This window comes from Paracoccus sp. (in: a-proteobacteria) (genome assembly GCF_035556475.1).
Lineage (GTDB): Bacteria > Pseudomonadota > Alphaproteobacteria > Rhodobacterales > Rhodobacteraceae > Paracoccus.
On the sequence record NZ_DATMFA010000099.1, the window covers coordinates 1 to 24,054 of the forward strand.

Here is a 24,054-nt window from a genome sequence, read left to right on the forward strand (position 1 = left end):
GGCAACATCCTCATCTGCCCCAGACACGGCGCCCGCTTCGACTGCACAACCGGCAAAGCCCTCTCCGCAATCTGCACAGACCTCCCAAAAGTCGAAGTCCGAATCCGCGCCCGACGCGTCCTCGTCAGAAAAATCTAAAAACCATAAAACGAAACAGAATGACGCGGCGATCCGAAACCTGCTGAACGCCGCGATCGGCGTCGCATGGCCGAACTGTCGTTTGAACTGCTGGCGCAAGAAAATGGCAGGAACGACGGCTCCTGCAGGTCATCATGCGAAAGTAGTATATATTTAAAAGCAATAAAAATACTCACATATTCACCCACCGCCGGCCTCAAATCGCGCAGCTGCGACCAGAGAACGTCCCGCCACAACGCATGCAGGTCGCGGTCAGAGCGCAGGTTGCGATAAATTTCCCACGGATCTTCGGATATCGCCGCTCGGATTCGAGCCTTTCGGCGGCAGTGTTATCAATATAGTTGCGACCAGACTTGGCCTTGGAATACAATGAACATGAGTTCTCGCATACAACTTGCGGAATTTGATGTATGAAAATCGACATCAGACAGGCGAACAGAAAAAGGAGAGAGGCATGGCAAGGTCAGCCGGGATGACCCATTCCGAAAAGGTTCGGCTCGCCCTTGAGCAGGACATATTTTCTGGTGCGATCGCCCCCGGAAGCTCACTTGACGAGGAAGATCTGGCCCGCCGCTTCGAGGTGTCACGGACACCCGTGCGAGAGGCGATCCTGCAGCTCATCGAGAGCGGCCTGGTCGAAAAACGCCCGCGACAAGGCGCCGTTGTGGTCATGACGGACGTTTCGGACCTGATCCGGCTGTTCGAGATCATGTCCGAACTGGAAGCCATCTGCGCGAAACTCTCGGCCCGCCGGATGACCGCGGCCGAACGCACGGCGCTGAAGGATCTGCATGAGGAAGCCGAGCGCGCTTTTACCCAGGGCGATCAGGACAGCTACTATACGCTGAGCCGCCAGTTCCACCTGAGGATCATCGATGGCACCCATAACAAGGATCTGGTCGACATGACCAATCGGCTGGGCAGCAAGCTTGTGCCCTATCGGCGCTTTCAGTTGGGATATCCGGGCCAGTCGCAGTCCAATCTGGAGGATCATCGCACCATCCTCGACGCCATTCTCGCGCAGGACAGCGAGCAGGCCGCCGAGCAATTCCGCAAGCACACGAAAGTGCAAGGCGAGATCCTGGCAGATTACATTGCCATGAACGAGAACAGGGTCAAGGCAAGCTGAACCAAGGCCCTCCGGGCGCGGAAGGAGAGGTCGCGGCGGCAAGCCCGGAAGCTTGCGTCCGACCTCCCCCGCCCAAAGTCATGGCTGCCAGAAGGCTGTTCGGGCTTACCGAGCAGATTTCCGAATGGTGCGGGATTGTTAGTTGCACCCTGTCTGATGGCACCGATCATGGGCCGAACGGTCCAACAGCTATCACGGATGGGCCGCCGCACGGGTTCAGAACCGAGACCGGCGCAGATCGCCCCCCCCCGTGATCACCACGGTCGTTTCCACGACGCAGAGCTACATTCGCTCGGGAGCCTGAACCATTCGCGCAAAACCGCCTTCACGCAGACTGCGCCGATGAGCCGGAGGCGACCCCCAGACCCATCAGCTCATGCGGCCACAGCCTGAAAACCCCGCCGGGAGGCCCCGTCGCGGCTTATGCCGCGTCCTGCTTTCTCTCGAAAGCGATTGGAAGCTCGCGCAGCGGCAGGGTCAGGAAATTGGACTGGTGGATCGGTTCGACCAGCGGGCGCTGCAACCGGAACGTGCTGAAGCGGCGCAGCATCGCGAGGATGCCTTCGCGGATTTCGGTCTTGGCAAGGATGGCTCCGATACAGAAATGCGGCCCCGCGCCAAAGGCGAGGTTCTGGGCGGAGTTCTTGCGCGTCATGTCAAACGCATGCGGACACTCGAAGACCTTGGCGTCGCGGTTTGCCGCGCCATAGCGCACGATCACGACCGAGCCTTCGGGGATCAGCGTGCCAGCAAGCTCGACATCCCGCGTGGCGCGGCGGCGCAACCCCTGCGTCGGGCTTTCATAGCGGACTACCTCATCAACGAAACCGCGGATGAGGTTTTCGTCTTCGCGCAGCGCAGCCTCCTGATCGGGATTGAGGATCAGCTGGCGCATTGCATGACCCAGCGTTGTCGTCGTCGACTCGAATCCGCCGCCGATCAGCTGGCTCATGATCGACTGCAATTCCGCCATGGTCAGGGGCTCCTCGTCGCCCTGATGCGAATGCACCAACCGCGAGATGAGGTCGTCCCGAGGCTCTTTCCTGCGATCCTCGAAAACGCCCTTGAGGAAGTGCTGCGCCTCCAGCTCTACGTCTGCATTGGCGCGCAGCTCGTCCTTGGTCATCACCCTTGATGCGGGTGCGAGCATCGCGTCTGCCCATTTGCGAAACGTGGTCACGTCGCTTGCGTCGAGACCCATCTGCTCGGCAAGGATGATCCCGGGCAGCTGGACCGCATATTCCTCGATGAACTCGCACTCGCCTTTATCGGCGAAGCGGTCGATCAGCGAATGCGCAACCGCCTCGATATGGGGCGTAAGCGCGCGCACCGTGGCCACGGTAAAGACGCGATCGAGCAGCTTGCGGTAACGGGTATGCGACGGAGCATCGACCCGCTGAAGCGTAGGGATATGCGGCCAGCCATGTTCATCAAGATAGTCATGCAGGAAGGCCGCATTTTCCGGCCCTTGCAACGCCCCGCGATCGACCTGGTTGGAGAAGGTCTTGGGATCGTTCAGGACGGCGCGCAGGTCCGCATAGCGGGTGACCACGAAGAACCCGGTTTCCGGCATCTGGTAAATGCCCGGATATTCCTGGATCACCTCATAGGCCGCGAAAGGATCGCTCTGCGTGGCAGGGTCGAGAAGGCTGATATTGCTGAGCGACTGCGGCTGCTTGATGTGCACTGTAGGACCACCCGTCAAGTTGCGATGCGTCGGCGCTTTGGAAAGCACCGCCTGCGCCGATGGTCTTATACATAAACTCCGTATGTCAACAGTTTATGGCAACTTAAAATATATTTATACATCATTTTATGTGGACAAGGTGAGCAGCGCCGAATATTTTCGCCATGCAGCGCTCAGCGTCTCGCCTACTGGCGAGGGCTCATCGCCCGCTGATGCGAGCCAGGCGGGAAGCAGGTTTCCCGCGCCATCATCAACCGGGGAGGTCGATAGGAACTGATATGGCCCTGTATGATAATCTTTTCGAGCCGCTGAAAATCGGGCCCGTCGAAATTCCCAACCGGATCGTGCGCTCTGCCCATAGCGTCGCTTTGGGGGGTGACGAGTTGATTGCCTATCACGAGGCGCGCGCGCGGGGCGGCGTGGGCATGTCCGTGCTGCAGGCCACCAGCGTCAGCGCGTCGGAACCAAGCCACATTCCCGCTTTCAGCGACGATGTGCTGCCCTTCTACGAAACCTTGTCAAGCCGTATGCACCGCCATGGCATGAAGGTGTTCCTGCAACTTTACCATCGTGGCGCCTCGGGCCGGGTGACGTCCAACCTCTCCACGCTTTACAGCGTGGGCGAGGTGCCGAACCCGGTCTTCAACATCACGCCCATGAAGATGACCCGCACCATGATCCACGATCTGGTGGGCGATTTCGCTTCGGCAGCGCGGCGGTGCCGCGATGGCGGGCTGGACGGGATCGAGCTTCACGCCTCGTCCGGCTATCTCATCCACGAGTTTCTGTCTCCGGCGCTGAATACGCGCGACGATGAATATGGCGGCTCGTTCGAGAACCGGATGCGGCTTCTGGACGAGATCATCGCCGCCGTACGCGCCGAGGTGGGGAATGACATCGCCATGGGCGTGCGAATCCCGAATGACGACTTCGTGCCCTCGGGACTGGGACCGGAGGAAAACGCCGCCATCGCGCGGTCGCTTGACGGCAAGGTGGATTACATCGGCCTGCACATGAGCTCCTATTGGCGGTTCCACCGCTTCATGGCACCGACCGACGATCCGCTAGGCACCGAGATGCCGGCGAACAATATCGTCACCGCCTCGCTGAAGACGCCGACCATGGTGACGGGGCGGATCATGACGCTGGATCATGCGAGCGCCATCGTGCGCGAGGGGCAAGGCGACATGGTGTCGATGGTCCGCGCCCTGATTGCCGACCCCGACCTCGTGAACAAGGCGCGTCGCCGCGAGGAACATCGCATCCGCCCCTGCATCAGCACGAATATCGGCTGCGTCGGCCAGTATATGAGCAAGGGCGTGCTGACCTGCGTGGTCAACCGCGCCGCCGCCAAGGAAACGCAAATCGCGGACGAGGCCACCCCGGCCGCCGCAAGCAAGAAAATCCTGGTCGTCGGCGGCGGTCCCGCCGGGCTGGAGGCCGCCAGACTGGCCGCGCTCCGTGGTCACAATGTCGAATTGCACGAAGCCGGCGCACGGCTCGGCGGCCAGATCCGGCTGGCGGCCAAGGCCCCGCACCGGGCGGATGTCGGCCTGATCGTCGACTGGCAGATCAGCGAGTTGGAAATTCTCGGAGTCGACATCCACCTCAATTCGCTGGTGGACGAACAGGTGATCGCGGCGGCGCAGCCCGACGAGGTGCTGTTGGCGACGGGCGGCACGCCGCGTAGGGATTTCCAAGTCACTGTGCCGACCGAACCGATCCGGGGGCATGATCTGCCGCATGTCTATGACAGCTGGGACGTGTTGGGCGCCGGCCGCCCGGTGGCCTCGGGCAAGCGGGCGGTGGTCTATGACGATACCGGCACCTATGAGGCGATTTCCGTGGCCGACACCCTGCTTGATCAGGGATTTCACGTCACTCTCGTCAGCCGGTTCGAGAAGATCGGCGAGACGCTGCCCTTCCCGCCCGTGACGGTGGGCGCGGCCCGCGAGCGGCTGATGTCGAAGGACTTCGACTTCGTCGGTGGCCATCACATCCTGAAGATCACCGGGGAAGCGGTGGATATCGGCGTGCTCTTCACCGACCGCCTGCGTTCGATTCCGGCCGATACGGTCGTCATCGTGGGCTTCAACCAGCCGAACCGCGACCTGGTCGAGCATTTGGAGGCGCAGGGAAGGCCGGTGCGCGTCGTTGGCAATGTCTCGGGCCGCAACGATTTGATGAGCGCGCTGCACAGCGCCGCAGAGTGCATCGAGGCCCTGTAAACGCAGGCCCCATCGGGCTTGATCCGGCAAGACAGAATACCGCCCGCAATCCTGAGATTGCGGGCGGCTTCGTTTCTGACCTCTGGGTTGCTCTGCTCAGGACATGACGAAGGGCTGGCCCGGTGCCGGCGGGTTCACCAGCTCATCGATGCTCAGCTTGGTCACGCCCTCGACTTTCCAGCCCTCGCTGCTTTCCGCATCGGGAACCGCATTGAATGCGGCGCAATGCGTAAGGATCTGATGATCCTCGGGACGGAAGCGGGTCATTCCGGTCGGGGCATCGAAGCTGACGGTCTTGAGCGCCGCGATCACGGCCTTGGTGCCCGTGTCGCCGCCATTCGCGTTCAATGTCGCGGCATAGGCCAGAATGCCCGTGTTCGCGGTCGCGTTGAAACCATGCGGGAACTTGTCGCCTGTCTTGGCGACATAGGCGTCATAGAGCGCCTTCGATGCCGCCGATTCTGGAAACGCATCCGGGTGCCAGAACGCGACCGACCAGGTATTGAGGGGCATCGCCCCTTTCAGGGTCTTGGGCAGGTCCACGTCGAGTGATTGTTCGGAAATGCAGGACAGCTTCTGATCGAGGCCGAATTCCTTGGCCTGTTTGAAGAAGGTGACACCATCGCTGCCGAAAAGCACGTTATGCAGCCCTGTCGCGGGTGATCCCATCAACTGGACGATCTGCGTCTTGAAATCCGTCGCGCCATATTTCGGGGTGACGGGATCGAGGAACTCGATCTCCTTGCCAAGGGCGGCATAGTGTTTCTTCAACCCGTGCGACATGCGCTCCCACGAGGAATGGCCGACTGTGACGTCCGGGTAGATCGAGGTCCAGGCGGTCACGTCCGGGTAGCGTTCCGCGATCAGCCGGGCATGTGCCGAGCTGCGCGAGAAGTTGTTGGGCACCGTCGGGAAATAATAGCCGCTGAACTGATCATGGGTCAGCGTCTCCTCGCCCGAGCCCGAGCCCATCAGAACCGCGTCGATGCTTTCGAGGATGCCATTCACAGCGAGCGCGGTCGCGGTCAGCGGCACGCCGACCAGCAGGTTGATGCCGTTCCCGGCCAGTTCCCGCGCCGCCGCGACGGATTGCGCCGGATCCCCCTTGTCGTCGCGCACGACCAGTTCGATCATCCTGCCGCCCACGCCCCCCGCGGCGTTGATCTGCTGGACGGCGACCTCGGCCCCGAAGCGCATCGGGGTTCCGACGATCTGCTGCGCACCGCTGAGCGGACCGATAAAGCCGATGCGAATGGCTTCGCCTTGGGCGCGGCCCGTCAGGGGAAGCATCGCCAGCGCGGACGATGCGGCGGCCCCCTTCAGCAATGCGCGGCGGCGGATGAGTGTCATGGCGTATTCCTCCCTGATGGCGCAGATCTCACGCCGGTGGGATCCTGCGGAATGGTGTTCTTGTCAGTTTCGCAAAACAGGCCCGGCCCGTTCCGCACGGGGCTTCAGCTCAGCTTGGCCAGCCGTAGCGGATCGGGTCCGTTCCGTCCCAGCCCACGGCGGCTTGTGCAATTCCCGTAAACATCCGCCGCCGGGGCGCCGAGAATTCCGTCACCTCATAGGTGAAGCCGGGCCTGCCGGGCATCTGGAAATACACGAAGGGGCCATAGCCCGAACGGCCTTCCTGAACCGCCTCGAACCCGAGGCCGGTCGCGGTCCTGTAAACCTCGTCATAGCGGTCCGACCAGGACGAGTAGTGATGCGGCACGTCTCCGCCCGGATGCAGGTCCAGCCATTCGGTATAGATCGAAGGTTGCTCGCTGGTCTGCTGGATGAGCTCGATCTGCACATTCCCGCTATTGGCCAGCGCGATCGACATTTCCAGTTGCAGCGGCTTGCCGTGAAACGTGCAGGTTTCGACGGGCACCCGCTCGGCAATGAACCACGGCCCGATCCCCGCCTTTTTCAGGAAGAAATCCACCGAGCGTTCCAGATCGGGGGTCACGTATCCGACCTGCCGAATATCATCGAAAACTCTGCTCATGCCGTTTCCCGCGCCGGAAGTTCGTGGGCCGCGCTCTTGCGCATGAAGGGCACAAGGTCGGGCTGGCCGTTATGGGCGGTGATCCCGCCATCGACGGGAATGGCCGTTCCCGTCATCCACGAGGAATCCTCGCTTGCGAGAAAGGCGATGACATTGGCGATATCCGTGGGATTGCCGTAGCGGCGCAGGGGAATTCGGGGCATGAACACGTCCTAAACCTCGGGCGTCGTGATCATCGACCGGCTGGTGACAACGGGGCCGGGACAGACCGCGTTCACCCGCACGCCGTCCTTGCCATGGTCGATGGCCAGCGTGCGGGTATAGTTCACGACCGCTGCCTTGGCCGCGTTATAGGCGCTGAACCCGCTGTCGCCGCCCAGCCCGGAAACCGAGGCGACATTGACGATCGCGCCGCCGCCCTGACGACGCATCTGCGGCAGGACCGCGCGACAGCACAGGAAGGTGCCGGTCAGGATGATGCGGATAGCGTGATCCCATGCCTCCAGCGGAAGATCGGGGGTCTCCACGCCCATGCCGCGAAAGACCGCCGCATTGTTCACCAGAATATCGACCCGCCCGAAGGTCTTGATCGCCTGCCCCGCCATCGCCTCGACGGCCTCGGCATCGCCGATGTCGCAGCGGATGAACAAGGCCTTGTCGGCGCCCAGCTCCTCGACGATCTTCCGACCGGCGGTCTCGTCAATATCGACGATCACCATCTTGGCACCGTCGCGCGCAAACCGTCGCGCGGTGGCCGCGCCGATGCCGTTTCCGGCCCCGGTCACGATCGCCACCCTGTCCTGCAAACTGCGGTTCATGGAAACTCCCCTTGCATCCGCGCCCTGCCGCAGCGGGGCCGAGATCCGGTTACATCGCGAGATATCTGTTCTTGATCTCGGGCTTCGCGTCGAATTCATCCCAGTCGCCGGCAAAGACCAGCGAGCCGCTGTCGATCACGGCCACCTCCTCGGTGCATTGGCGGGCGAACCAGATGTTTTGTTCGCAGAGCAGCAGGGCGATGCCTTCCGTTTCGCAGGCCGTCACCACGTCCCGTGCAAGCTGCTGCACGATGATCGGGGCCAGCCCCTCGGTCGGCTCGTCCAGAAGCATCAGCCGGGGCCGCGCCATCAGCGCGCGCGCGACCGCGACAAGCTGTTGTTGCCCGCCCGAAAGCTGGTCCCCGAACCGGTCCGCCAACGGCACCAGCATGGGAAACCGGGCCAGCACCTCCCGCGCGTCCAGAGCCTTCGCCCCGCGCGGCAGCGCGTAGCGGGCCAGCATCAGGTTCTCGGCCACCGTGAGATGCGAGAACAGCCGCCGGTCCTCAGGCACGAGGCACAGCCCCATCCGCGCGCGGACGTGATTGGGCGAGAGGCCGAGTTCCTTGCCGTCGAAGGTGATCTTCCCGTTCACCCGCGGATCGGCGTTCATGATGCTCTTGAGCAGCGTGGACTTGCCCGCGCCATTGCGCCCGAGGACGGCAACACGCCGGCCCGCGCCGACCGAAAGGCTGAAGCGGTGCAGGATGTGGCTGTCGCCATAGAAGGCGTCGATGTTGTCGATTTCAAGCATCATGCGCCTCGTGGCCAAGATAGACTTCGCGCACCATCGGATCGTCCCGCACCGCCTCCAGCGAGCCTCTGGCGATGATCTCGCCGTAGTTCAGGACCATCGCCGAGTCGGCCAACCCAAAGACCACGTCCATATCGTGTTCCGTCATCATCATGGTGAAACCACGCTCGGCCTTCAGCCGCTTGAGAAGCTTCACCGTGTCCTGACGATCGGATGGCGACATGCCCGCGGTCGGCTCGTCCAGCATCAGCACCTCGGGTTCCAGCGCGAGCGATATCGCCAGTTCCAGACGCTTCTTGTCTCCGTGGGAGAGGAAGCGGGCCTCCATCGCGCATTGCCGGTCGAGGCCGACCTCGGCCAGCCGGACCATGGCCTCGCGGCGGATCTGCGGACTGGGGCGGAAATCATACCACCGGCCGAGTGGCTGGCCCGCCATCCGCATCCGCCGCTCGATCGCGACGATCACGTTTTCCAAGGCCGACATTTCGAGGAATACACGCGCGACCTGGAAGGTGCGTCCTATTCCCTTCCTGACCCTGCGGAAGGCCGAGAGCTTCACGATCTCTTCCCCCGCATAGCTGACGCTGCCGCTGGTCGCGGGTGTCTCTCCGGTCAGAACCTTGAACAGCGTGGTCTTGCCCGCGCCGTTGGGACCGATCAGAGCCAGCGCGCCCCCGCGGACGAGGTCGAAGTCGATCCCCTTCAGGATCGGCATGGCGCCATAGGACTTGCGCAAGTCTCGGACTTCAAGGACCACGCTCATTCCGCAGGCTCCTTTGCGACCATCGAGGCCGGAACGCCAGCGCGCGCAGCGTTTCTTTGTTGCCTGCGCGACCGCTGCGCCGCCAGAAAGCCCAGCACCCCGCCGGGGAAGGCCAGCACGATCATCAGCAGGATGCCCCCCACCACGATCTCGGAAAGGCCGGCGAAGGTGCGGGTAAGAAGGTCGATCCCGGCAAAGATCGCCGTGCCCAGCAGCGGACCCCAGAAGAAGCCCACCCCGCCGAGGAGCGAGTTCAGCACCGCCTGGATCGAATGGACCCAGTGTCCTGCAGCGGGCGTCACGATCTGCGTCCAGGGGGCGCTGAGGCCACCGGCAACGGCGGCAATCGCCCCCGCAACCACGAAGGCTGCCAGCCGATAGCGTGCGACGTTCACGCCGATGAAGGCGGCCCGTTCGGCATCCTGCTTGATGCAGCGCAAGACCCGGCCGAAGCGGCTATGCACCAACCACCACATCGCGAAAGCGAGGGCCGCGCAGATCAGCAGCAGGAACCAGAAATATGCCCGGCTGTCGCGCAGGCTGACCTCGACCAACCCGAGGTGGATCACCGGACGCGGGATGCTGCCCATGCCGTCGACCCCGCCGAGCGCATGGATATTTCCGGTGACGATGAACAGCACCTCGCTCAGCGCGAGGGTCAGAACCGCCAGATGCAGCCCCGACATCCGCCGCAGCGCGACGAAACCGACCAGAGCCGAGGCGATAGCACCCAGCAGCGCGGCTCCTCCCAGCAGCAGGAGAAAGGGCGCCCCGCCTTTCAACCCCCAGCCGACCAGATAGGCGCCGAGCGCGAAGAACGCCGCATGACCAAAGGTCGCGATGCCGGAAAAGCCGAAGAGCAGGTTCCAGGAGAGGCAAAACAGCCCCTCGACCAGGATGAGCCCGGCCACATAGGTCCATCCGGGGTTGGCCCAGAGCGGCACCGAGGTCAGCACGACAAGACCGGCAAGAGCCCAGATCGCGACGGAAAGACGCGCAGCGGCCATCACGAAACTCCCCGGTGCAGCAGGCCGTTCGGACGGACCAGCAGGATCGCGATCATGGCAAGGTAGATGGCAATGCCGGGCATCGCGGGCACGATATACGCGCTCATGCTCTCGGTGATCCCGAGGATCAGCGAGGCGAGCAGCGCCCCCCGGATGTTCCCGAGCCCACCGATGATGACGGCGATGAACGCATTGAGCGTATAGGCGTGGCCCAGTTCGGGCGAGAGGCTCTGATTGGGCAGCAGCAACCCGCCCGCAAATCCCGCCAGTGCAAAGGCCACCACGACGACGCCGGTGAAAAGCAGCGGCACGTTCAGGCCCAGCAGCCCGGTCATCCAGCCGTCATTGGCAACCGCCTGCACGATCTTACCGATCCAGAGGCGATGAATGGCAAATTCGAGCGCGAAGAAGACCACAAGCCCCATGACGATGATGAAGAGGGAGTATTTCGGGACCATGACCTGACCGAAGCGCAGGATGCCCGAGACCTCCGGCGGGGGCGAAACGCTGTAATAGTCGATGCCCCAGACAAGCTTCACCGCACCGGTGCAGACCAGCAGCAACCCGAAGGTGCCGATCAGCATGTAGGATTCGTCGAGATGCCGCAGCCGTTTCAGGATCAGCCGGTCGCAGATCACCCCGATGACACCGACCACGATCCCAGCTGCAAGGCTGGCAAGCAGGAACTGCGTCAGCCCCGAGCCCAACCGCTGAACGAAAGTGAAGGTCAGATAGGCCCCGATCATGAAGAAGCCGCCATGCGCAAAGTTCAGCATGCGCAGAACCCCGAAGACCAGCGTCAGTCCTGCGGCCACCAGGAAGATCGACATGGCAACGGTCAGCCCGTTCACGAGGGCGAAGATATCCTGCATGGACATCGGTTGATTGGACCTCCCCTTCCAGATCGCACGACTATGTGGACCGGCCCTCGCGCGGCGATGCCCGGATCACCGGCATCCTCATCGCAAGATCTGGAAAAATCAATATGCAAAAATGTACTTTATAGATGCAATATTTCATATATAAGTATACTTATATCGCCTAGCGTATGATTTGAAACGCAATATCAAATATATGATATGGCTCGAACGCGAGGTGGTCGACCTATGCCACAATCCCCCGGAACAGGCAGGATTGCCGGAAAGGTGGCACTCGTCACCGGAGCGGCCAGCGGGCTCGGAGAGGCTATTGCGCGGCGCTTTGTCGCCGAGGGGGCCCGCGTCTACCTCGCCGATATCGACCTTGAAGGCGCCCTCAGGGTCGCCGAGGATCTCGGGAAGAATGCCAGCGCGCTCGGGTTCGATGCTGTCGAGGAACCCGCCTGGATTGACGCTTTTGCCCGTATCGAGGCAGAGGCGGGGCAGCTCGATATCCTCGTGAACAGCGCCGGCATCACGCGGGTCGGCTCGGTCGAGGATCTTTCGCTCGAGACCTTCCGCGAACTGATCGACGTCGACCTGATCAGCGTCTTTCTGGGTTGCAAGCATGTCGTGCCGCTGATGCGGCGGACCGGCGGCTCGATCATCAACGTATCGTCGATCGCCGGATTGCGACCGCGGCCGCATCTGGCGGGCTATACCTCGGTCAAGGCAGCGGTGACGATGCTGAGCAAGTCATCGGCGCTGCACTATGCCGCCAAGGGCTATAATATTCGCTGCAATGCCCTGCATCCGGGCGCGATCCACACGGTCATGCTGGAGAAGACCGCCCGACAGACCAGCGACCCGGAGGCGTTCTTGGCCGCCTTGCGTTCGCAAGCCCCGCTCGGCCGGCTGGGAGAGGCCGAAGAAATCGCGGCGATGGCCCTGTTTCTCGCGTCTGATGAATCGGCATTCGTCACCGGCGCGGAAATGGTTGTGGACGGCGGGACGATTCTTTGACCGCCTGCGTCCCCGAACCTCGTCGTGACGCAGGGCCGCGCGGAGAATGCGGTGCTGAGGATTGCCCTGGACATGGAAACGACGGCGAGCGCCGTCTACGCGGTTGACGAGTTGCAGATCGTGTAGAAGCCCGATCAGACCGGGCTGATGGTGAGGGTCAGGCTGGCACCCTGCCCCGTCTGCCGTGGCATCCGATGCAGGATCGCTGGCAGCTCCGGTCCCGGCCAGAACACTCCCCGGAAAATCCCGACCGCGCCGCATGGCATCTGATGGATGGGGCCGGGTGCAACGCCTGACGCCATCGGACCGTATTCGACGCCTGAGCCGAGCAGGGTGCAGCGCAGCCGTCCGGCTCTCGCATCCAGCCGCCATTCGGATCCCCGGTCCGGGCTCTCCCCGCCAAGGCGAATGTCGAGAAGCGGACTTGCCAGTATCTCCGACGCAATCCCCGCAAGTCTGGCCAATTCCTGCGCGAGGGCGTCGCCTTGGTGATGAGAAGTCGCCGGATTGATGGATCGCACGCGCTCCACCACCTGCCCGCTTGCAACCCGGCCCTCGAATTGCGGCAATTCGTCGATCGCGAGCGATGCCAGCCAATTCTCCAGCGCGTCGGGAACCTTGCGGTCCCATAGGGCAAGCGACACGCCCTCCATCGCAATGCTCCGCAGAATCCGCGGATCGGGACCGCTTTTTACCGCGGTAGCAAAGCGAAACCTGCCCATCACGCCTGACACAGCGAAGGTGAGGCGGTGGTCGCCGCCTGATCGCTGTAGTCCTTGCCCCAGACCCGGCGCCATTCGCGCCTGAGCATCCGTTGCTCGGCCAGATCCATGTGGCGGATCATGTCGCCGCTGTCGCCCCCGGTCTCGCGATACAGGCGCGACCAGAGACGCAGGACCGATTTCGCGCTCCAGGGCAGCGCGGCGGTCGAGACCCAGCGGCGCAACTCGGGCGGCAACCGGTCGTAACGATCCATGGGCCGCAGCGCGCCCCGGCATCTGAGAGAGGTTGAGAGGTTGCGTCGGGCCAGGATCATCTCCTCCTCGTTGTCACACTCACGTTTCGGGTCGCCCCTGCGGCAGGTGACGCTCCATATCTTGCGGGTCGCGCAGGCGTCAGGCGATGCTGCGGTTGCCCCATCGGGGAAAGGGATCGGGCAGGTTCCGCCAGAGATGGGGCGTGAACCCGGTCGCCTCGACCAGCGCGGCATCCAGTGCCGCCGTGATTGCCGCGGCATCCATGTCCGCGCCGATGAAGACCAGTTCCTGCCGCCGGTCCCCCCAGGGCTCGGCCCAGTGCCGTTCCATCTCGGCCAGCGCATCCGGGTGGCTGGGCCAGCGATCTTTCGGGACCGACGCCCACCAGCTGCCCAGCGGGGTCACGGTCGAGATCGCGCCGGCAAGGCTGAATTCGACCGCCCAATCCGGCCGCGACGCGATCCACAGATGCCCCTTGGCCCGGATCACGCCCGGCAAATTGCCGTTCAGGACCCGATGGATCTTCTCCGGGTGAAATGGCCTGCGCGCCCGGTAGACAAAGGAAGAGATGCCATATTCCTCGGTTTCGGGAACATGCTCGGCAAAGCCATAAAGCTCCCTCGCCCACATCGGGTGTAGATGGGCGCGGTCGAAATCGAACAGGCCGGTATCAAAGATCCCGGCGGCATCGACGCGACCGAAATCGGTTTCGATCAACCGGGCGTCGGGGTTCAGCGCGCGAACGATCTGGCGCGCCTGCTGAAGGCGTTTGGGCCCGGCCTCCGTCACCTTGTTCAGGACGATCACATCCGCGAATTCCATCTGGTCGGTCAGCAGATCGACCAGCGTGCGGCTGTCCGCCTCGCCCAGGCTCTCGCCGCGATCGGCGATGAAGTCATGGCTCGAGAAATCACGGGTCAGGTTCGCCGCATCCACCACCGTCACCATCGTGTCGAGCCGCGCGACATCCGACAGGCTATATCCCTCGGCATCCCGAAAATCGAAGGTTGCGGCGACCGGCAGGGGCTCAGCGATGCCCGTCGACTCGATCAGCAGGTAATCGAAGCGCCCCTCGGCGGCGAGCCTGCCGACCTCGGCCAAGAGGTCGTCGCGGAGGGTGCAGCAGATGCAGCCATTCGTCATCTCGACAAGCTTCTCCTCGGCGCGGGACAGCTCAGCGCCGCCTCGGACCAGATCTGCGTCGATATTCACTTCAGACATGTCATTGACGATGACCGCGACCCGCCGTCCGTCGCGATTGTTCAGGATATGGTTCAGGAGGGTCGTCTTTCCGGCCCCGAGGAAGCCCGAAAGAACCGTGACGGGAAGGCGCTGGTCGCCGGGTTGGCTTGGATCTGGCATGGCTCGCAATTCATGTAATGTTATCTCATTACATTCATAGAAAACCCTTCGAACGGATGCAAGGGCCATCCGCCGACCGCTCTCACGAAAGCCGCCGTCGCGAAAAACTTCCTGACCGTCACACAATCGACGGAATGGGCCATTCGCGAAAATCCGGTCGGGAAAGACCTATGCGAATCGGGGATAGGTGGCGCAGGACGGCGATAATCCCTATCGCAAAGGCACCGCTTCCGTTCGTCAGAAGCCTTTCCCGCGCAATTTTGCGACACGCCCCGACGGGCCGCCGCGCGTGATCCCGCGCAAATGTTGCTTCAAAACCCCGCGAGAGGTCACCAATATGGTCATTCCTGCGTTTATCTATTGTGGTGCCGGGACGAAGTAGTGCAAGCGGGTTGGCGGAGAATATTTCCGGCACACCCTCAGGAGACGACATGGCTACCGGCACTGTAAAATGGTTCAACAGCGACAAGGGCTACGGCTTCATCCAGCCCAGCACCGGCAGCGGGGACGTTTTCGTCCACATCACTGCCGTCCAGCGCGCCGGCCTTGACGGGCTTGCCGATGGTCAGAAGGTTTCGTTCGAGCTGGAAACCGGCCGCAACGGCAAGACCTCGGCCGTCGATATCAAACTGGCCTGAACGTCCAGCGGTCCGGCGGGGCCTGCGGACAGGGGTGCAAGCATCCCGATCCGCAACCGGCCGGACCGGACGTTTCCGATTGCCGCCCCCTTGCAGGGCGTGGCGGCAATCCCGCCCGGACGGCGCGGCCAAGATCCGCCACCCGGTCCCGGCAACCATTTCCCGCTGCTGCTTTCCGGTCAGCCCTGACCGCAAGATTGATATTGACAGCCCCGTGCGCGGTCACGCTACAACTGGTCTGATAACCGGGCCAGTTGTCAATCTGTCCGGCAAAGGGGACGGGTTGCGGTGCGCGATGTTCAAAAGCTCCTTTTGCACGACGCCAGCCGGTTCGGCCGCGACATGCGCCGGCTTACGATCAAGGACCAGATTGCCGAGAAGATCGCGGCGCTGATCGCCTCGGGCCTGCTTGCGCCGGGGGACGAGCTTCCGAGCGAGCGCGATCTGGCCTCGGCTCTCTCGGTCAGCCGCGAGACGGTGCGGGTCGCCATCCAGACGCTTGCCGCGCGCGGCATCCTTGCCGTCAGCCAGGGAAGCCGGACGCGGGTGGTCAAGGCCGAGATCGCCGATCTTGCCCCCGGTATGGTCCGGCAGATCGACGTCAACCGCTATGACATTGACGAAGTCCACTCCGCGCGCCTGCTGATCGAACAGCATGTCGTGGGCGAGGCGGCACGGCATATCACGGACGAGGCTCTGGCCTCGCTGCAGCGGTCACTGACCTTGCAGAAGGACTGCATTGATGACCCGCTGCGCTTCCTGATCGCCGATCGCGAATTTCACCTGACGATCTATCGCGCCTGCGGCAACGAGCTGCTGGCCGATGTCGTCGCCGATCTCTACGCCCATATCATCGACCATCGCCGCCGCGCCGTCTCGCGTTCCGGCGCCATCGCCGAAAGCGTCGCGGATCACGAGGAGATCCTCGCCGCGCTGGAGGCGCGGGATTCCGCGCGGGCCCGGGCCGCCTTTGCCCGGCATGAGGAGCGGATCTACAACACCACCCGCCTGCTGCTGGCCGCGCGCGATGGCGCCGCCGGCGGCAAGGGCGGATCCTGATCAGGCTGCGGCCGAAGGGGCGCAGCCAATGCCAAGGCCGGTGGAGCGGCCGAGTTCCGGCTCCGAGGGAGAAAGGAGCCGCGTTTTGGGGAGGATGAGATGTTGAAGAGACGGAATTTCGTTCTGGCTGCAGTCGCCGCGATCTCGGCATTGGCCGGGTTCGGGGCGCCCATGCCCGCGGCGGCGCAGAACAAGGAGGTGGTCTACCTGACCCCCGGCCTTGACCTGCCCTTCTGGCGCTATCTGTCCAAGGGCGTCGAGAAGGTGGCGAGGGCCGAAGGATACGGCTTTCAGGCGCTGGATTCGCACAACGACGCCCAGCAGCAATTGAAGAACGCACAGGATGCCATCGCGCGGGGCGTGGCAGGGATCGTGCTGTCGCCCACTGACAGTTCAACCGCGCCCAGCGTGCTCTCGCTGGCAGAAAAGTCGAAAATTCCGGTCGTTATCGCCGATATCGGGACGAATAGTGGGGACTATGTCTCGTTCATCATCTCGGACAATTATGAAGGCGCGAATGGCACCGGCAAGGCGCTTGCCGCGGCGCTGAAGGAAAAGGGCTGGCAGGACGGTTCGGTCGGGATCGTGTCGATCAGTCAGGCCCGGCTGAACGGTCAGGCGCGCACCAAGGGGTTCAAGGACGCCATGGCCGAAGGCGGCGTGACAGGGGACGCGGGCCTCCAGCAGATGCAGTCCTATACGGCGGACGAGACCTTCAAGTTCACGCAGGACATGCTGACCGCGAACCCGAACATGCGGGGGCTGTTCGTCCAGACCGACCAGCCCGCAATCGGCGCCTTGCGCGCGATCAAGGCCGCCCGTCGTCAGGGCGAGGTTCTGGTCGCGGCCTTTGACGGCATTCCCGAATTCGTGCCCCTGCTGCAATCGGGCGAGATCGTCGCCTCGGGGATGCAGCAGCCGCATCTGATGGGCGAGGAATCCGCCAAGGCCCTTTTCGAGCATCTGAAGGGCGGTACGCCCAAGAAGGAGATTCTTGTTCCGATCGTGGTGGTGACGGACAAGAATATCGAGGAAATGCTGCCCACGATCACCGAGACGGTCTTCGCCGGCGAGTTGGCCAAGAACTGAGCAGCACTTCCGTCCCGGCGTCGGTCCTGCCGGCGCCGGGCGATGCGACGGAGCCTTTGCCGATGACGAACCCGGCCCTACCGGAGGATACCCCGCCTGCGCTGGTCGCGCGAAGCGTGTCGAAGCGCTTTGGCAGCACGCAGGCCCTGTCCGATGCCAGCCTCGAGGTGCGCCGGGGCGAGGTCCATGGCCTGCTTGGCGCGAATGGCGCGGGCAAGTCCACCCTGTCGCGCATCATCAGCGGCCATGTCGCGCGGGACAGCGGCGCGTTGGAATATCGGGGTAAGACCCTCTCTCCGCGCTCGACCCGCGAGGCGCTGGATTGCGGCATTGCGCTGGTCGCTCAGGAAACCAGCCTCGCCCCCGACCTCTCCGTTCTGGAAAACATCTTCCTGCCCGAGTTGGGCCGCTCCGGGAGGCTGTCATTCCCGGACATGCGGCGTCGGGCCACCGCGATCCTCGCCCGGCTGGGGCGCGATCATGCGCTGCCGCTCGACCGCGAGGTGCGAAGCCTCTCGGCCGCGCAACGCCAACTGGTCGAGATCGCGAAGGCGCTGGCCCTGAACGCCGACCTGATGATCTTTGACGAGCCCACCGCCTCGCTCTCGCCCGCCGAGGTTGAGCTCCTGTTCGAAATCATCGGACGGCTGCGCGATGCGGGCCATGCGCTGATCTTCGTCTCGCACCGGCTGGAGGAGGTGTTCTCGATCACCGACCGCGTGACCATCCTGCGCGAGGGGCGGACGGTCGCGGCCAGCCTCGGGACCGCGAGCCTGACGCAAGCCGACATCATCCGCCACATGGTCGGGCGGGAACTGGGCGCGATCTATGCGACCCCCGGCCTCGACCGCGCCGTGACGGCAGGCGCGCCGGTGCTGGAGGTCGAGAACCTCTCGGCCCGGCCCTTGGTGCGCGATGTCAGCTTCACCCTCCGCAAGGGCGAGATCCTCGGGATTGGCGGGCTGATCGGCGCGGGCCGGTCCGAGGCGATGGAGGCGATCTTCGCCATGCGCCCGCGCGACGGCGGCACCATTCGCCTCAACGGCAGGGAAATCGCGATCCGTCGCCCCATCGACGCCATCCGCAACGGCATCGGCTTCGTGGCCGAGGATCGCCGTGCGCAGAATATCGTGCCGGACCTCAACGTGCGCGAGAACCTGATGCTCGCGCATCTGGGACGACATCGCGGCTTCGGCCTCGGCTATCGGCAGAGGCAGGGGCGCGTGGCCGAATTGCTGTCACAGTTGGGCCTGCCGACCGACCGCATGGATGCAAGCCTGCTGACCTTCTCGGGCGGGATGCAGCAAAAGGTCATCATCGCCCGCTGGCTGCTGATCGACCCCGAGGTGCTGATCCTCGACGAGCCGACCAAGGGCGTCGACATCGGCACCCGCAGCGCCATCTATCGCATCCTGCGCGACATTGCCGATCAGGGCGTGGGCGTCGTCGTCATCTCCTCGGATTTCGAGGAATTGCTGGGCGTGACCGAACGCGTCGTGGTGATGAGCGACGGCATGACCATCGCCGATCTGCCGACCGCGATCCTGACCGAGGAAAAGCTGACGCTGCTCGCCGCGCCCCGCACCTCGACCCGGCGCAATCGCGCCCTGCTCGAGGCGCTGGCGCAGGAATACGACGCCTTCGCGTGGTGGGCGTTGCTGGAGGATCGGTCGCTGATCTGCCTCGGTGCTGCGGCGGCAGTGGGGGCACCCGCGCTCGATCTGCGCGCGGGCGAGGCGCGCGAACACGGCGAAACCGGCATCCCCGCCGCATTGGCGGCACGTAGCGAGGGCGTCGTGACCGAGCCTGAAAGCGGCCTCAGGTCCATGATGGTCGCATTGCGGAACGCGCGCGGTCACGATCTGGGCTGGGTCGGCCTGACCGCCGCCGATGGGCGGCCGCTGCCCTCCGCCGACCGGATCCGCGCCCTCGCCCGCGACTGGCAAACCGACACCCACGCACAGGGAGACGCCGCATGAGCGACGCAAGCGTGAACCGCCCCTCGGGGGTCAGGCGCCTGACCCGCAGCCTCGAGGTCAGGATGCTGGGCCTTGCCCTGCTGATCGCCGTGGGGCTTTCGCTGCTCTCGCCCTATTTCCTGACCGAGAACAACATCTTCAACATCCTCGACCAGTCGGTGGTGATCGGCATTGTCGCCGTCGGCATGACCTTCGTGATCCTGACCGGGGGGATCGACCTGTCGGTCGGCTCGGTCGCGGGGCTGACGGGGATCGTGCTGGGCCTCGCCTTGCAGGAGCTGCCCATCCCGGTCGCCATCCTTGTCGCTGTCGCGTCCGGCGCGTTCATCGGTCTCCTCTCGGGGGTTCTGGTCGCGTTCTTCGGCCTCGCGCCCTTCGTCGTCACGCTGGGGATGATGGCCATCGCGCGCAGCCTTGCCTATATCTTCTCGGGGCAGACGGCGATCTCGGGCATTCCCGATGCGCTCTCCGGCATCGTCTACACGACCGTTCTGGGCATTCCGGCGAATGTCATCTTCCTCCTGCTCCTCTACCTCGCGGCATGGGGCTACCTGACCTATACCAAGGGCGGGCGCACCATCTATGCCGTCGGCTCGAACCGCGAGGCGGCGCGGGCCGCGGGACTGAACGTGATGGCCTATTCGATCCTGCCCTATGTCATCTCGGGCGCGCTGGCGGCGGTCGCGATCACCTTCTCGATCGCGCAGATCCTGTCGGCCGACCCGCTGGCCGGCAACCAGATGGAACTGGACGCCATTGCCGCAGTGGTGATCGGCGGCGCCAGCCTCGCCGGCGGGCGCGGTTCGATCATCGGGACGCTGATCGGGGTGCTGATCATGGTGATGATCCGTAACGGGCTGAACCTGCTTGGCGTCTCGCCCTTCTGGCAGGGCTCGGCCATCGGCTCGATCATCATTCTCGCTTTGCTGGCGGAACGGCTTTTCAACTGGCGCGCCTCGCGCTGATCGGGGAAAAAAGGAACCAACATGACCGACGAACCCAGCCTCGCCATCCGTCTTTTCGGCACCGATGAGCCGGTCGCGCCGCCCCGCCTGCTGCGCGCCGGTCCCCTCAGCGCCGAGCTGGAGGCCGGAAACCTGCGCTATATCCGCTATCGCGGGGCCGAGGTGCTGCGCGCCGTCTCCTATATCGTGCGGGACAAGGACTGGGGCACCTACAATCCCGAGATCTCGGATCTGGAGATTGCCGAAGGACCGGAGAGCTTCACCGTCAGCTATGGCGCCCGCACCGCCGACGAGGCGCAGGCCTATGCCTATCGCGCCCGGATCGAGGGGCGCAGCGACGGCACGCTGATCTTTCACGCGACCGGCGCGGCCGAAAGCGATTTCCTGACCAATCGCACCGGCTTCGTGATCCTGCACCCGATCGCCGGCATCGCGGGCAGTCCGGTGACGATCACCCATACAGATGGCCGCATCGAGGAGGGCAGCTTTCCCCGCCTGATCGACCCGGTTCAACCGATGATGGACCTGCGCATGCTGGCGCATGTCTCGCCGCAGGGCCATCGCGTGACCTGCCTGATGGAGGGCGACGCCTATGAGATGGAGGATCAGCGGAACTGGACCGACGCCTCCTACAAGACCTATGTGCGGCCGCTGGCCCGGCCCTGGCCCTATATCCTGCGGGCGGCCGAGGCGGTCGAGCAGCGCATCACCGTCAGCGTCGAGGGCGGCGAAAGCGGCGCGAGCGAGGGCGCGGCGGTCCGTGTCGCGGTGGGTGCGGCAGCGGGCCGCGTTCCGGCGCTTGGCATTGGCCTCGACCCCGATGACGCCGCCGCTGCGCTGGAGCTGTCCGGCCCGCTGAAGGAGCTTCGGCCCGCGCATCTGATCTGTCATCACGACCCCCGGCGCGGCCATGACGGCGAGAGCCTGCGCCAGCAACTGAGCGTCGCCCTGATGATGGAAGCCGAGCCATGGCTGGAGGCGATCATCGAGACCGTCGAGGGTTTCGAGGCCGAGATCGCGGCCCTCGGTCAGGTCGTAGCGGCGCTGGGGCAGCCGTTCCGCAGCGTGCTGCTCTCGCCCGCGCCGGATCTGAAATGCACCCTGCCGGGAAGCGTCTGGCCGCCCGCACCCGATGCCGCAGCCATCGCCGATGCCGCCCGCAGGGCATTCCCGGGCGCGAGGATCTGCGGCGGCATGATCAGCTATTTCACCGAGTTCAACCGCAAGCGACCGCCGGTCGGCAGCCTCGATCTGGCCAGCTTCACGACCTCGGCCATGGTCCATGCCGGGGATGACCGCTCGGTGATCGAGACGCTGCAGGCGTTGCCGGACATTGCCCGAAGCGCGGCGGAGATTGCCCGGCCCCTGCCCTTCGCGGTCGGTCCCTCGGCGATCGGGATGCGCGCCAATCCCTATGGGGCCGAGCCCAAGGACAACCCCCTGAACATCCGGCAGGCGATGAACTTCAACGACCCGCGCCAGCGTGGATTGCTTGGCGCGGCCTGGACGCTTGGTTACTTCGCGAATTTCGCCCTTGGCGGGGCCGAGGCCATTGCCCTTGACGCCCCGGTCGGCGCCTTTGGCGCGGTCCATGCGCCAGCCGCATTTCCTCAACCGTGGTATGATGAAAATGGCGGCGTCTATCCGCTTTACCATCCGCTGCGCGGGCTGGCGCGACTGCGAGGCCGCCCGCTCAGGCTGCTGGAAATCTCGGACCCGGACCGCGTCACAGGCATTGCCGTGGATGGAGAGGATGGGGGCGAGATCTGGCTGGCGAACCTGACCGGACGCGCCCTGCCCTTGCGTCTGCCCGAAGGGGTCACGGGTGTCGCCACGCTGGACGCGGAAAGCTTCCGGCAGGCGGCCTCGCGCGGCGATTTCATGGATGCGCTGGTGTCTCCGGCCGGGGCAGAGGCAGAACTTGGCCCCTATGCGCTGATGCGCCTCCGCGGGAGTTTCTGACCGGACCGCCAGAAGGATGCGCCTGCCCGGTCTCGGACAGGCGCGCGACATATGAGGGCGCAGGTCAGCCCGAGAAGAAGGCCTGATGGATCAGGGGTTCGACCTGATGCGCCCCCTCCCAGATCATCTTCAGCGCGACATAGAAGATGACGGCCAGACCGACATAGGCGATCCAGCGATGGCGGTTCAGCAGCCTTGCGATGAAGCTTGCGGCAAGGCCCATCATCGCGACCGACAGCACCAGCCCGATCACGAGGACCGTCATATGCTCGCGCGCGGCACCGGCCACCGCCAGCACGTTGTCGAGGCTCATCGAGACGTCGGCCACGACGATCTGCATCACGGCCTGCTTCAGGGTCTTGCGCGGGGCGCCGCCTGCAATCGTCCCGTCCTGGTTCAAGTCCTGATCGGTCAATGCTTCCTCGGCGGCATGATGCTCGGCCGCACTGGTGCGCAATTCGCGCCACATCTTCCAGCAGACCCAAAGCAGCAGGATACCGCCCGCCAGCAGAAGCCCAACGATCTGAAGCAGTTGCGAGGCGATCGCCGCGAAGATGATGCGCAGCACGGTCGCTGCGATGATGCCGATCAGGATGGCGCGGCTGCGTTGGTCCTTGGGCAAGCCCGCCGCTGCCAAGCCGATGACGATCGCGTTGTCACCAGCCAGGACCAGATCGATCCCGATAACGGCCAGCAGGGCGCTCAGCCCTTCCGCTGTAAAAATTTCCATTGTCCCCCTCAGTCTTGTTGGGTTGAGGCATGTCGCAAAGGCAGACGACTCGCCAGAGGGAATCGAGGGTTGCGGCTACCGTTCAAACCCCGCCCTTTTACCGCCCTGATTGCTGTAGTCGAGTCTGCCTGTCGTCTTTAAGCCGATGCCCTCCCGCTCAGCCAGTCAGGGGCGGCGGCTCTCCTTCGACGTCAGTTGCCCTTCGATCCGGGCCAGTTCGAGATCGAGGAAATAGGCCATGGCCACGCGTATGACGACGATCACCGTCAGGATGCCGACCTCGCTCAGCGTCCGGTGGACGATCGAGTGCAGGATGTCCGAAACGATCAGCACCTCGAGACCGGTGAGCATGGAGCGCCCCAGCGTCAGCCGGAAGGTCGTCATGGCCGGGCCGGTCAGCCGCTCCATCCAGTCTCCCTCGGCCTGCGAGAAGGATCGTGCCGACATGACGGTCGAGAGGACGACGCCCAGGACGAGGATGACGAAGGCGGCCATGTCGATCACGTCTGCGGCGGCTTCGATCATGCGCGATCTCCTGTCCGATGCGAAGCGAGGGTCGGGGCTGAGGTCTCGTTGGCGGCCATGCCTTCGCCGCCGGGGTGGAAATGCCGAAAGAAAAATGGTGTCGGGGATTTCACCCAACACCATTTCCCTCGCATCCGCGAGTGTTTTTGCAACGCGGGCCGGACATTCATCCGCTGCCGGCCCGCGCGCCCCGCTCAGGAATAGCCGGGGCGCGGCACCAGCCCCATCAGCGATTGCGAGAGGCCGCCATCGACCACGATCTCTTGCCCGGTGATATAGGACGCATGGCGCGAAGCCAGAAACAGCGTCGCCCCGGTCATGTCGTCGGGCGAGGCGATACGGCGCAGCGGCACCATCTCCTCGCGCCGGGC

At 64.2% G+C, this 24,054-nt stretch carries 23 protein-coding genes and 1 pseudogene; 9 read left to right on the forward strand and 15 right to left on the reverse strand.

Translation table 11 applies throughout. The annotated features are described in order from the left end of the window. Positions 1-237: hypothetical protein (locus tag VNQ78_RS13055; RefSeq protein ID WP_325690411.1), on the reverse strand; the 237-nt coding region annotated here is incomplete at its 3' end. Positions 238-592: 355 nt separating this feature from the next. Between VNQ78_RS13055 and VNQ78_RS13060 the strand changes: the two genes are divergently transcribed. Further along, positions 593-1,267 (forward strand): GntR family transcriptional regulator, encoded by a 675-nt coding sequence (locus VNQ78_RS13060; RefSeq protein ID WP_325690413.1) that lies wholly within the window; start codon positions 593-595, stop codon positions 1,265-1,267. A gap of 421 nt (positions 1,268-1,688) precedes the next feature. On the opposite strand, the gene VNQ78_RS13065 is transcribed toward VNQ78_RS13060, so the two are convergent. Then, positions 1,689-2,954, reverse strand: a complete 1,266-nt coding sequence (locus tag VNQ78_RS13065; RefSeq protein WP_325690415.1) for a cytochrome P450 — start codon at positions 2,952-2,954, stop codon at positions 1,689-1,691. Positions 2,955-3,232: 278 nt separating this feature from the next. On the opposite strand from VNQ78_RS13065, the gene VNQ78_RS13070 reads away from it, so the two are divergent. Further along, positions 3,233-5,182: an FAD-dependent oxidoreductase gene (locus tag VNQ78_RS13070; protein WP_325690417.1), complete on the forward strand. Its 1,950-nt coding sequence runs from the start codon at positions 3,233-3,235 to the stop codon at positions 5,180-5,182. Between the two features lie 96 nt (positions 5,183-5,278). Here the strand turns inward: VNQ78_RS13070 and VNQ78_RS13075 are convergent, their stop codons facing one another. From VNQ78_RS13075 to VNQ78_RS13105, 7 genes and pseudogenes are all read right to left on the reverse strand, one after another. Next, complete coding sequence (locus VNQ78_RS13075) at positions 5,279-6,532, reverse strand: ABC transporter substrate-binding protein (RefSeq protein WP_325690419.1); 1,254 nt, start codon at positions 6,530-6,532, stop codon at positions 5,279-5,281. A 109-nt stretch (positions 6,533-6,641) separates the two neighbouring features. After that, positions 6,642-7,175 (reverse strand): VOC family protein, encoded by a 534-nt coding sequence (locus VNQ78_RS13080; RefSeq protein ID WP_325690421.1) that lies wholly within the window; start codon positions 7,173-7,175, stop codon positions 6,642-6,644. Then, positions 7,172-8,092 (reverse strand): annotated as a pseudogene (locus tag VNQ78_RS13085) (SDR family NAD(P)-dependent oxidoreductase). The gene VNQ78_RS13080 and the pseudogene VNQ78_RS13085 overlap by 4 nt, the downstream one beginning before the upstream one ends. Then, positions 8,043-8,747 carry an ABC transporter ATP-binding protein gene (locus VNQ78_RS13090; RefSeq protein WP_325690423.1) on the reverse strand — a complete coding sequence of 235 codons (705 nt, stop codon included), beginning with the start codon at positions 8,745-8,747 and terminating at the stop codon, positions 8,043-8,045. Before VNQ78_RS13090 ends, VNQ78_RS13085 begins: the two are co-directional and overlap by 50 nt. Beyond that, positions 8,740-9,510: an ABC transporter ATP-binding protein gene (locus tag VNQ78_RS13095; protein WP_325690425.1), complete on the reverse strand. Its 771-nt coding sequence runs from the start codon at positions 9,508-9,510 to the stop codon at positions 8,740-8,742. Before VNQ78_RS13095 ends, VNQ78_RS13090 begins: the two co-directional genes overlap by 8 nt. After that, complete coding sequence (locus VNQ78_RS13100; protein ID WP_325690427.1) at positions 9,507-10,517, reverse strand: branched-chain amino acid ABC transporter permease; 1,011 nt, start codon at positions 10,515-10,517, stop codon at positions 9,507-9,509. The genes VNQ78_RS13095 and VNQ78_RS13100 overlap by 4 nt, the downstream gene beginning before the upstream one ends. Further along, a complete protein-coding gene (locus VNQ78_RS13105) occupies positions 10,517-11,395 on the reverse strand; it encodes a branched-chain amino acid ABC transporter permease (protein WP_325690429.1) in 879 nt (292 codons plus the stop codon). The genes VNQ78_RS13100 and VNQ78_RS13105 overlap by 1 nt, the downstream gene beginning before the upstream one ends. Positions 11,396-11,662: 267 nt before the next feature. Here VNQ78_RS13105 and VNQ78_RS13110 point away from each other — a divergent pair, with 267 nt between their 5' ends. Further along, positions 11,663-12,397, forward strand: a complete 735-nt coding sequence (locus VNQ78_RS13110; RefSeq protein ID WP_325690431.1) for a glucose 1-dehydrogenase — start codon at positions 11,663-11,665, stop codon at positions 12,395-12,397. A gap of 134 nt (positions 12,398-12,531) precedes the next feature. Here the strand turns inward: VNQ78_RS13110 and VNQ78_RS13115 are convergent, their stop codons facing one another. The 3 genes from VNQ78_RS13115 to VNQ78_RS13125 form a co-directional block, all read right to left on the reverse strand. Beyond that, positions 12,532-13,194, reverse strand: coding sequence for a DUF1826 domain-containing protein (locus VNQ78_RS13115; RefSeq protein ID WP_325690433.1), 663 nt, complete (start codon positions 13,192-13,194; stop codon positions 12,532-12,534). Beyond that, positions 13,119-13,433, reverse strand: a complete 315-nt coding sequence (locus tag VNQ78_RS13120) for a DUF6525 family protein (protein ID WP_325690435.1) — start codon at positions 13,431-13,433, stop codon at positions 13,119-13,121. The genes VNQ78_RS13115 and VNQ78_RS13120 overlap by 76 nt, the downstream gene beginning before the upstream one ends. A 79-nt stretch (positions 13,434-13,512) precedes the next feature. Continuing rightward, on the reverse strand, positions 13,513-14,736 hold the full coding sequence (locus tag VNQ78_RS13125) for a GTP-binding protein (RefSeq protein WP_325690437.1): 1,224 nt from the start codon (positions 14,734-14,736) through the stop codon (positions 13,513-13,515). 431 nt (positions 14,737-15,167) lie between these two features. Between VNQ78_RS13125 and VNQ78_RS13130 the strand changes: the two genes are divergently transcribed. From VNQ78_RS13130 to VNQ78_RS13155, 6 genes are all read left to right on the forward strand, one after another. Further along, the gene (locus VNQ78_RS13130) at positions 15,168-15,374 is read left to right on the forward strand and encodes a cold-shock protein (protein WP_325690439.1); all 207 of its coding nucleotides are present in this window, start codon (positions 15,168-15,170) and stop codon (positions 15,372-15,374) included. A 288-nt stretch (positions 15,375-15,662) separates the two neighbouring features. After that, positions 15,663-16,433, forward strand: a complete 771-nt coding sequence (locus VNQ78_RS13135) for a FadR/GntR family transcriptional regulator (RefSeq protein WP_325690441.1) — start codon at positions 15,663-15,665, stop codon at positions 16,431-16,433. A 99-nt stretch (positions 16,434-16,532) separates the two neighbouring features. After that, positions 16,533-17,522 carry a substrate-binding domain-containing protein gene (locus VNQ78_RS13140; protein ID WP_325690443.1) on the forward strand — a complete coding sequence of 330 codons (990 nt, stop codon included), beginning with the start codon at positions 16,533-16,535 and terminating at the stop codon, positions 17,520-17,522. A 62-nt stretch (positions 17,523-17,584) separates the two neighbouring features. Further along, entirely contained in the window at positions 17,585-19,501 is a 1,917-nt protein-coding gene (locus VNQ78_RS13145) for a sugar ABC transporter ATP-binding protein (RefSeq protein ID WP_325690445.1), read from the forward strand. Then, a complete protein-coding gene (locus VNQ78_RS13150) occupies positions 19,498-20,466 on the forward strand; it encodes an ABC transporter permease (RefSeq protein ID WP_325690447.1) in 969 nt (322 codons plus the stop codon). Before VNQ78_RS13145 ends, VNQ78_RS13150 begins: the two co-directional genes overlap by 4 nt. A gap of 21 nt (positions 20,467-20,487) precedes the next feature. Continuing rightward, positions 20,488-22,428 (forward strand): hypothetical protein, encoded by a 1,941-nt coding sequence (locus VNQ78_RS13155; protein WP_325690449.1) that lies wholly within the window; start codon positions 20,488-20,490, stop codon positions 22,426-22,428. Between the two features lie 64 nt (positions 22,429-22,492). On the opposite strand, the gene VNQ78_RS13160 is transcribed toward VNQ78_RS13155, so the two are convergent. The 3 genes from VNQ78_RS13160 to VNQ78_RS13170 form a co-directional block, all read right to left on the reverse strand. Next, positions 22,493-23,158, reverse strand: a complete 666-nt coding sequence (locus tag VNQ78_RS13160) for a TerC family protein (RefSeq protein ID WP_325690451.1) — start codon at positions 23,156-23,158, stop codon at positions 22,493-22,495. 165 nt (positions 23,159-23,323) lie between these two features. Then, a complete protein-coding gene (locus tag VNQ78_RS13165) occupies positions 23,324-23,683 on the reverse strand; it encodes a DUF1622 domain-containing protein (protein ID WP_325690453.1) in 360 nt (119 codons plus the stop codon). Between the two features lie 194 nt (positions 23,684-23,877). Beyond that, complete coding sequence (locus VNQ78_RS13170) at positions 23,878-24,039, reverse strand: SDR family oxidoreductase (RefSeq protein ID WP_325690456.1); 162 nt, start codon at positions 24,037-24,039, stop codon at positions 23,878-23,880. Positions 24,040-24,054 lie beyond the last annotated feature (15 nt).

Bases quoted from the DNA above. Each gene is read 5' to 3' on its own strand.
- VNQ78_RS13060 (WP_325690413.1), top strand. From the start codon at position 593: ATGGCAAGGTCAGCCGGGATGACCCATTCCGAAAAGGTTCGGCTCGCC.
- VNQ78_RS13070 (WP_325690417.1), top strand. From the start codon at position 3,233: ATGGCCCTGTATGATAATCTTTTCGAGCCGCTGAAAATCGGGCCCGTC.
- VNQ78_RS13075 (WP_325690419.1), bottom strand. From the start codon at position 6,532: ATGACACTCATCCGCCGCCGCGCATTGCTGAAGGGGGCCGCCGCATCG.
- VNQ78_RS13080 (WP_325690421.1), bottom strand. From the start codon at position 7,175: ATGAGCAGAGTTTTCGATGATATTCGGCAGGTCGGATACGTGACCCCC.
- VNQ78_RS13090 (WP_325690423.1), bottom strand. From the start codon at position 8,747: ATGCTTGAAATCGACAACATCGACGCCTTCTATGGCGACAGCCACATC.
- VNQ78_RS13095 (WP_325690425.1), bottom strand. From the start codon at position 9,510: ATGAGCGTGGTCCTTGAAGTCCGAGACTTGCGCAAGTCCTATGGCGCC.
- VNQ78_RS13100 (WP_325690427.1), bottom strand. From the start codon at position 10,517: ATGGCCGCTGCGCGTCTTTCCGTCGCGATCTGGGCTCTTGCCGGTCTT.
- VNQ78_RS13105 (WP_325690429.1), bottom strand. From the start codon at position 11,395: ATGTCCATGCAGGATATCTTCGCCCTCGTGAACGGGCTGACCGTTGCC.
- VNQ78_RS13115 (WP_325690433.1), bottom strand. From the start codon at position 13,194: ATGGCGCCGGGTCTGGGGCAAGGACTACAGCGATCAGGCGGCGACCAC.
- VNQ78_RS13120 (WP_325690435.1), bottom strand. From the start codon at position 13,433: ATGATCCTGGCCCGACGCAACCTCTCAACCTCTCTCAGATGCCGGGGC.
- VNQ78_RS13125 (WP_325690437.1), bottom strand. From the start codon at position 14,736: ATGCCAGATCCAAGCCAACCCGGCGACCAGCGCCTTCCCGTCACGGTT.
- VNQ78_RS13130 (WP_325690439.1), top strand. From the start codon at position 15,168: ATGGCTACCGGCACTGTAAAATGGTTCAACAGCGACAAGGGCTACGGC.
- VNQ78_RS13140 (WP_325690443.1), top strand. From the start codon at position 16,533: ATGTTGAAGAGACGGAATTTCGTTCTGGCTGCAGTCGCCGCGATCTCG.
- VNQ78_RS13145 (WP_325690445.1), top strand. From the start codon at position 17,585: ATGACGAACCCGGCCCTACCGGAGGATACCCCGCCTGCGCTGGTCGCG.
- VNQ78_RS13150 (WP_325690447.1), top strand. From the start codon at position 19,498: ATGAGCGACGCAAGCGTGAACCGCCCCTCGGGGGTCAGGCGCCTGACC.
- VNQ78_RS13155 (WP_325690449.1), top strand. From the start codon at position 20,488: ATGACCGACGAACCCAGCCTCGCCATCCGTCTTTTCGGCACCGATGAG.
- VNQ78_RS13160 (WP_325690451.1), bottom strand. From the start codon at position 23,158: ATGGAAATTTTTACAGCGGAAGGGCTGAGCGCCCTGCTGGCCGTTATC.
- VNQ78_RS13165 (WP_325690453.1), bottom strand. From the start codon at position 23,683: ATGATCGAAGCCGCCGCAGACGTGATCGACATGGCCGCCTTCGTCATC.
- VNQ78_RS13170 (WP_325690456.1), bottom strand. From the start codon at position 24,039: ATGGTGCCGCTGCGCCGTATCGCCTCGCCCGACGACATGACCGGGGCG.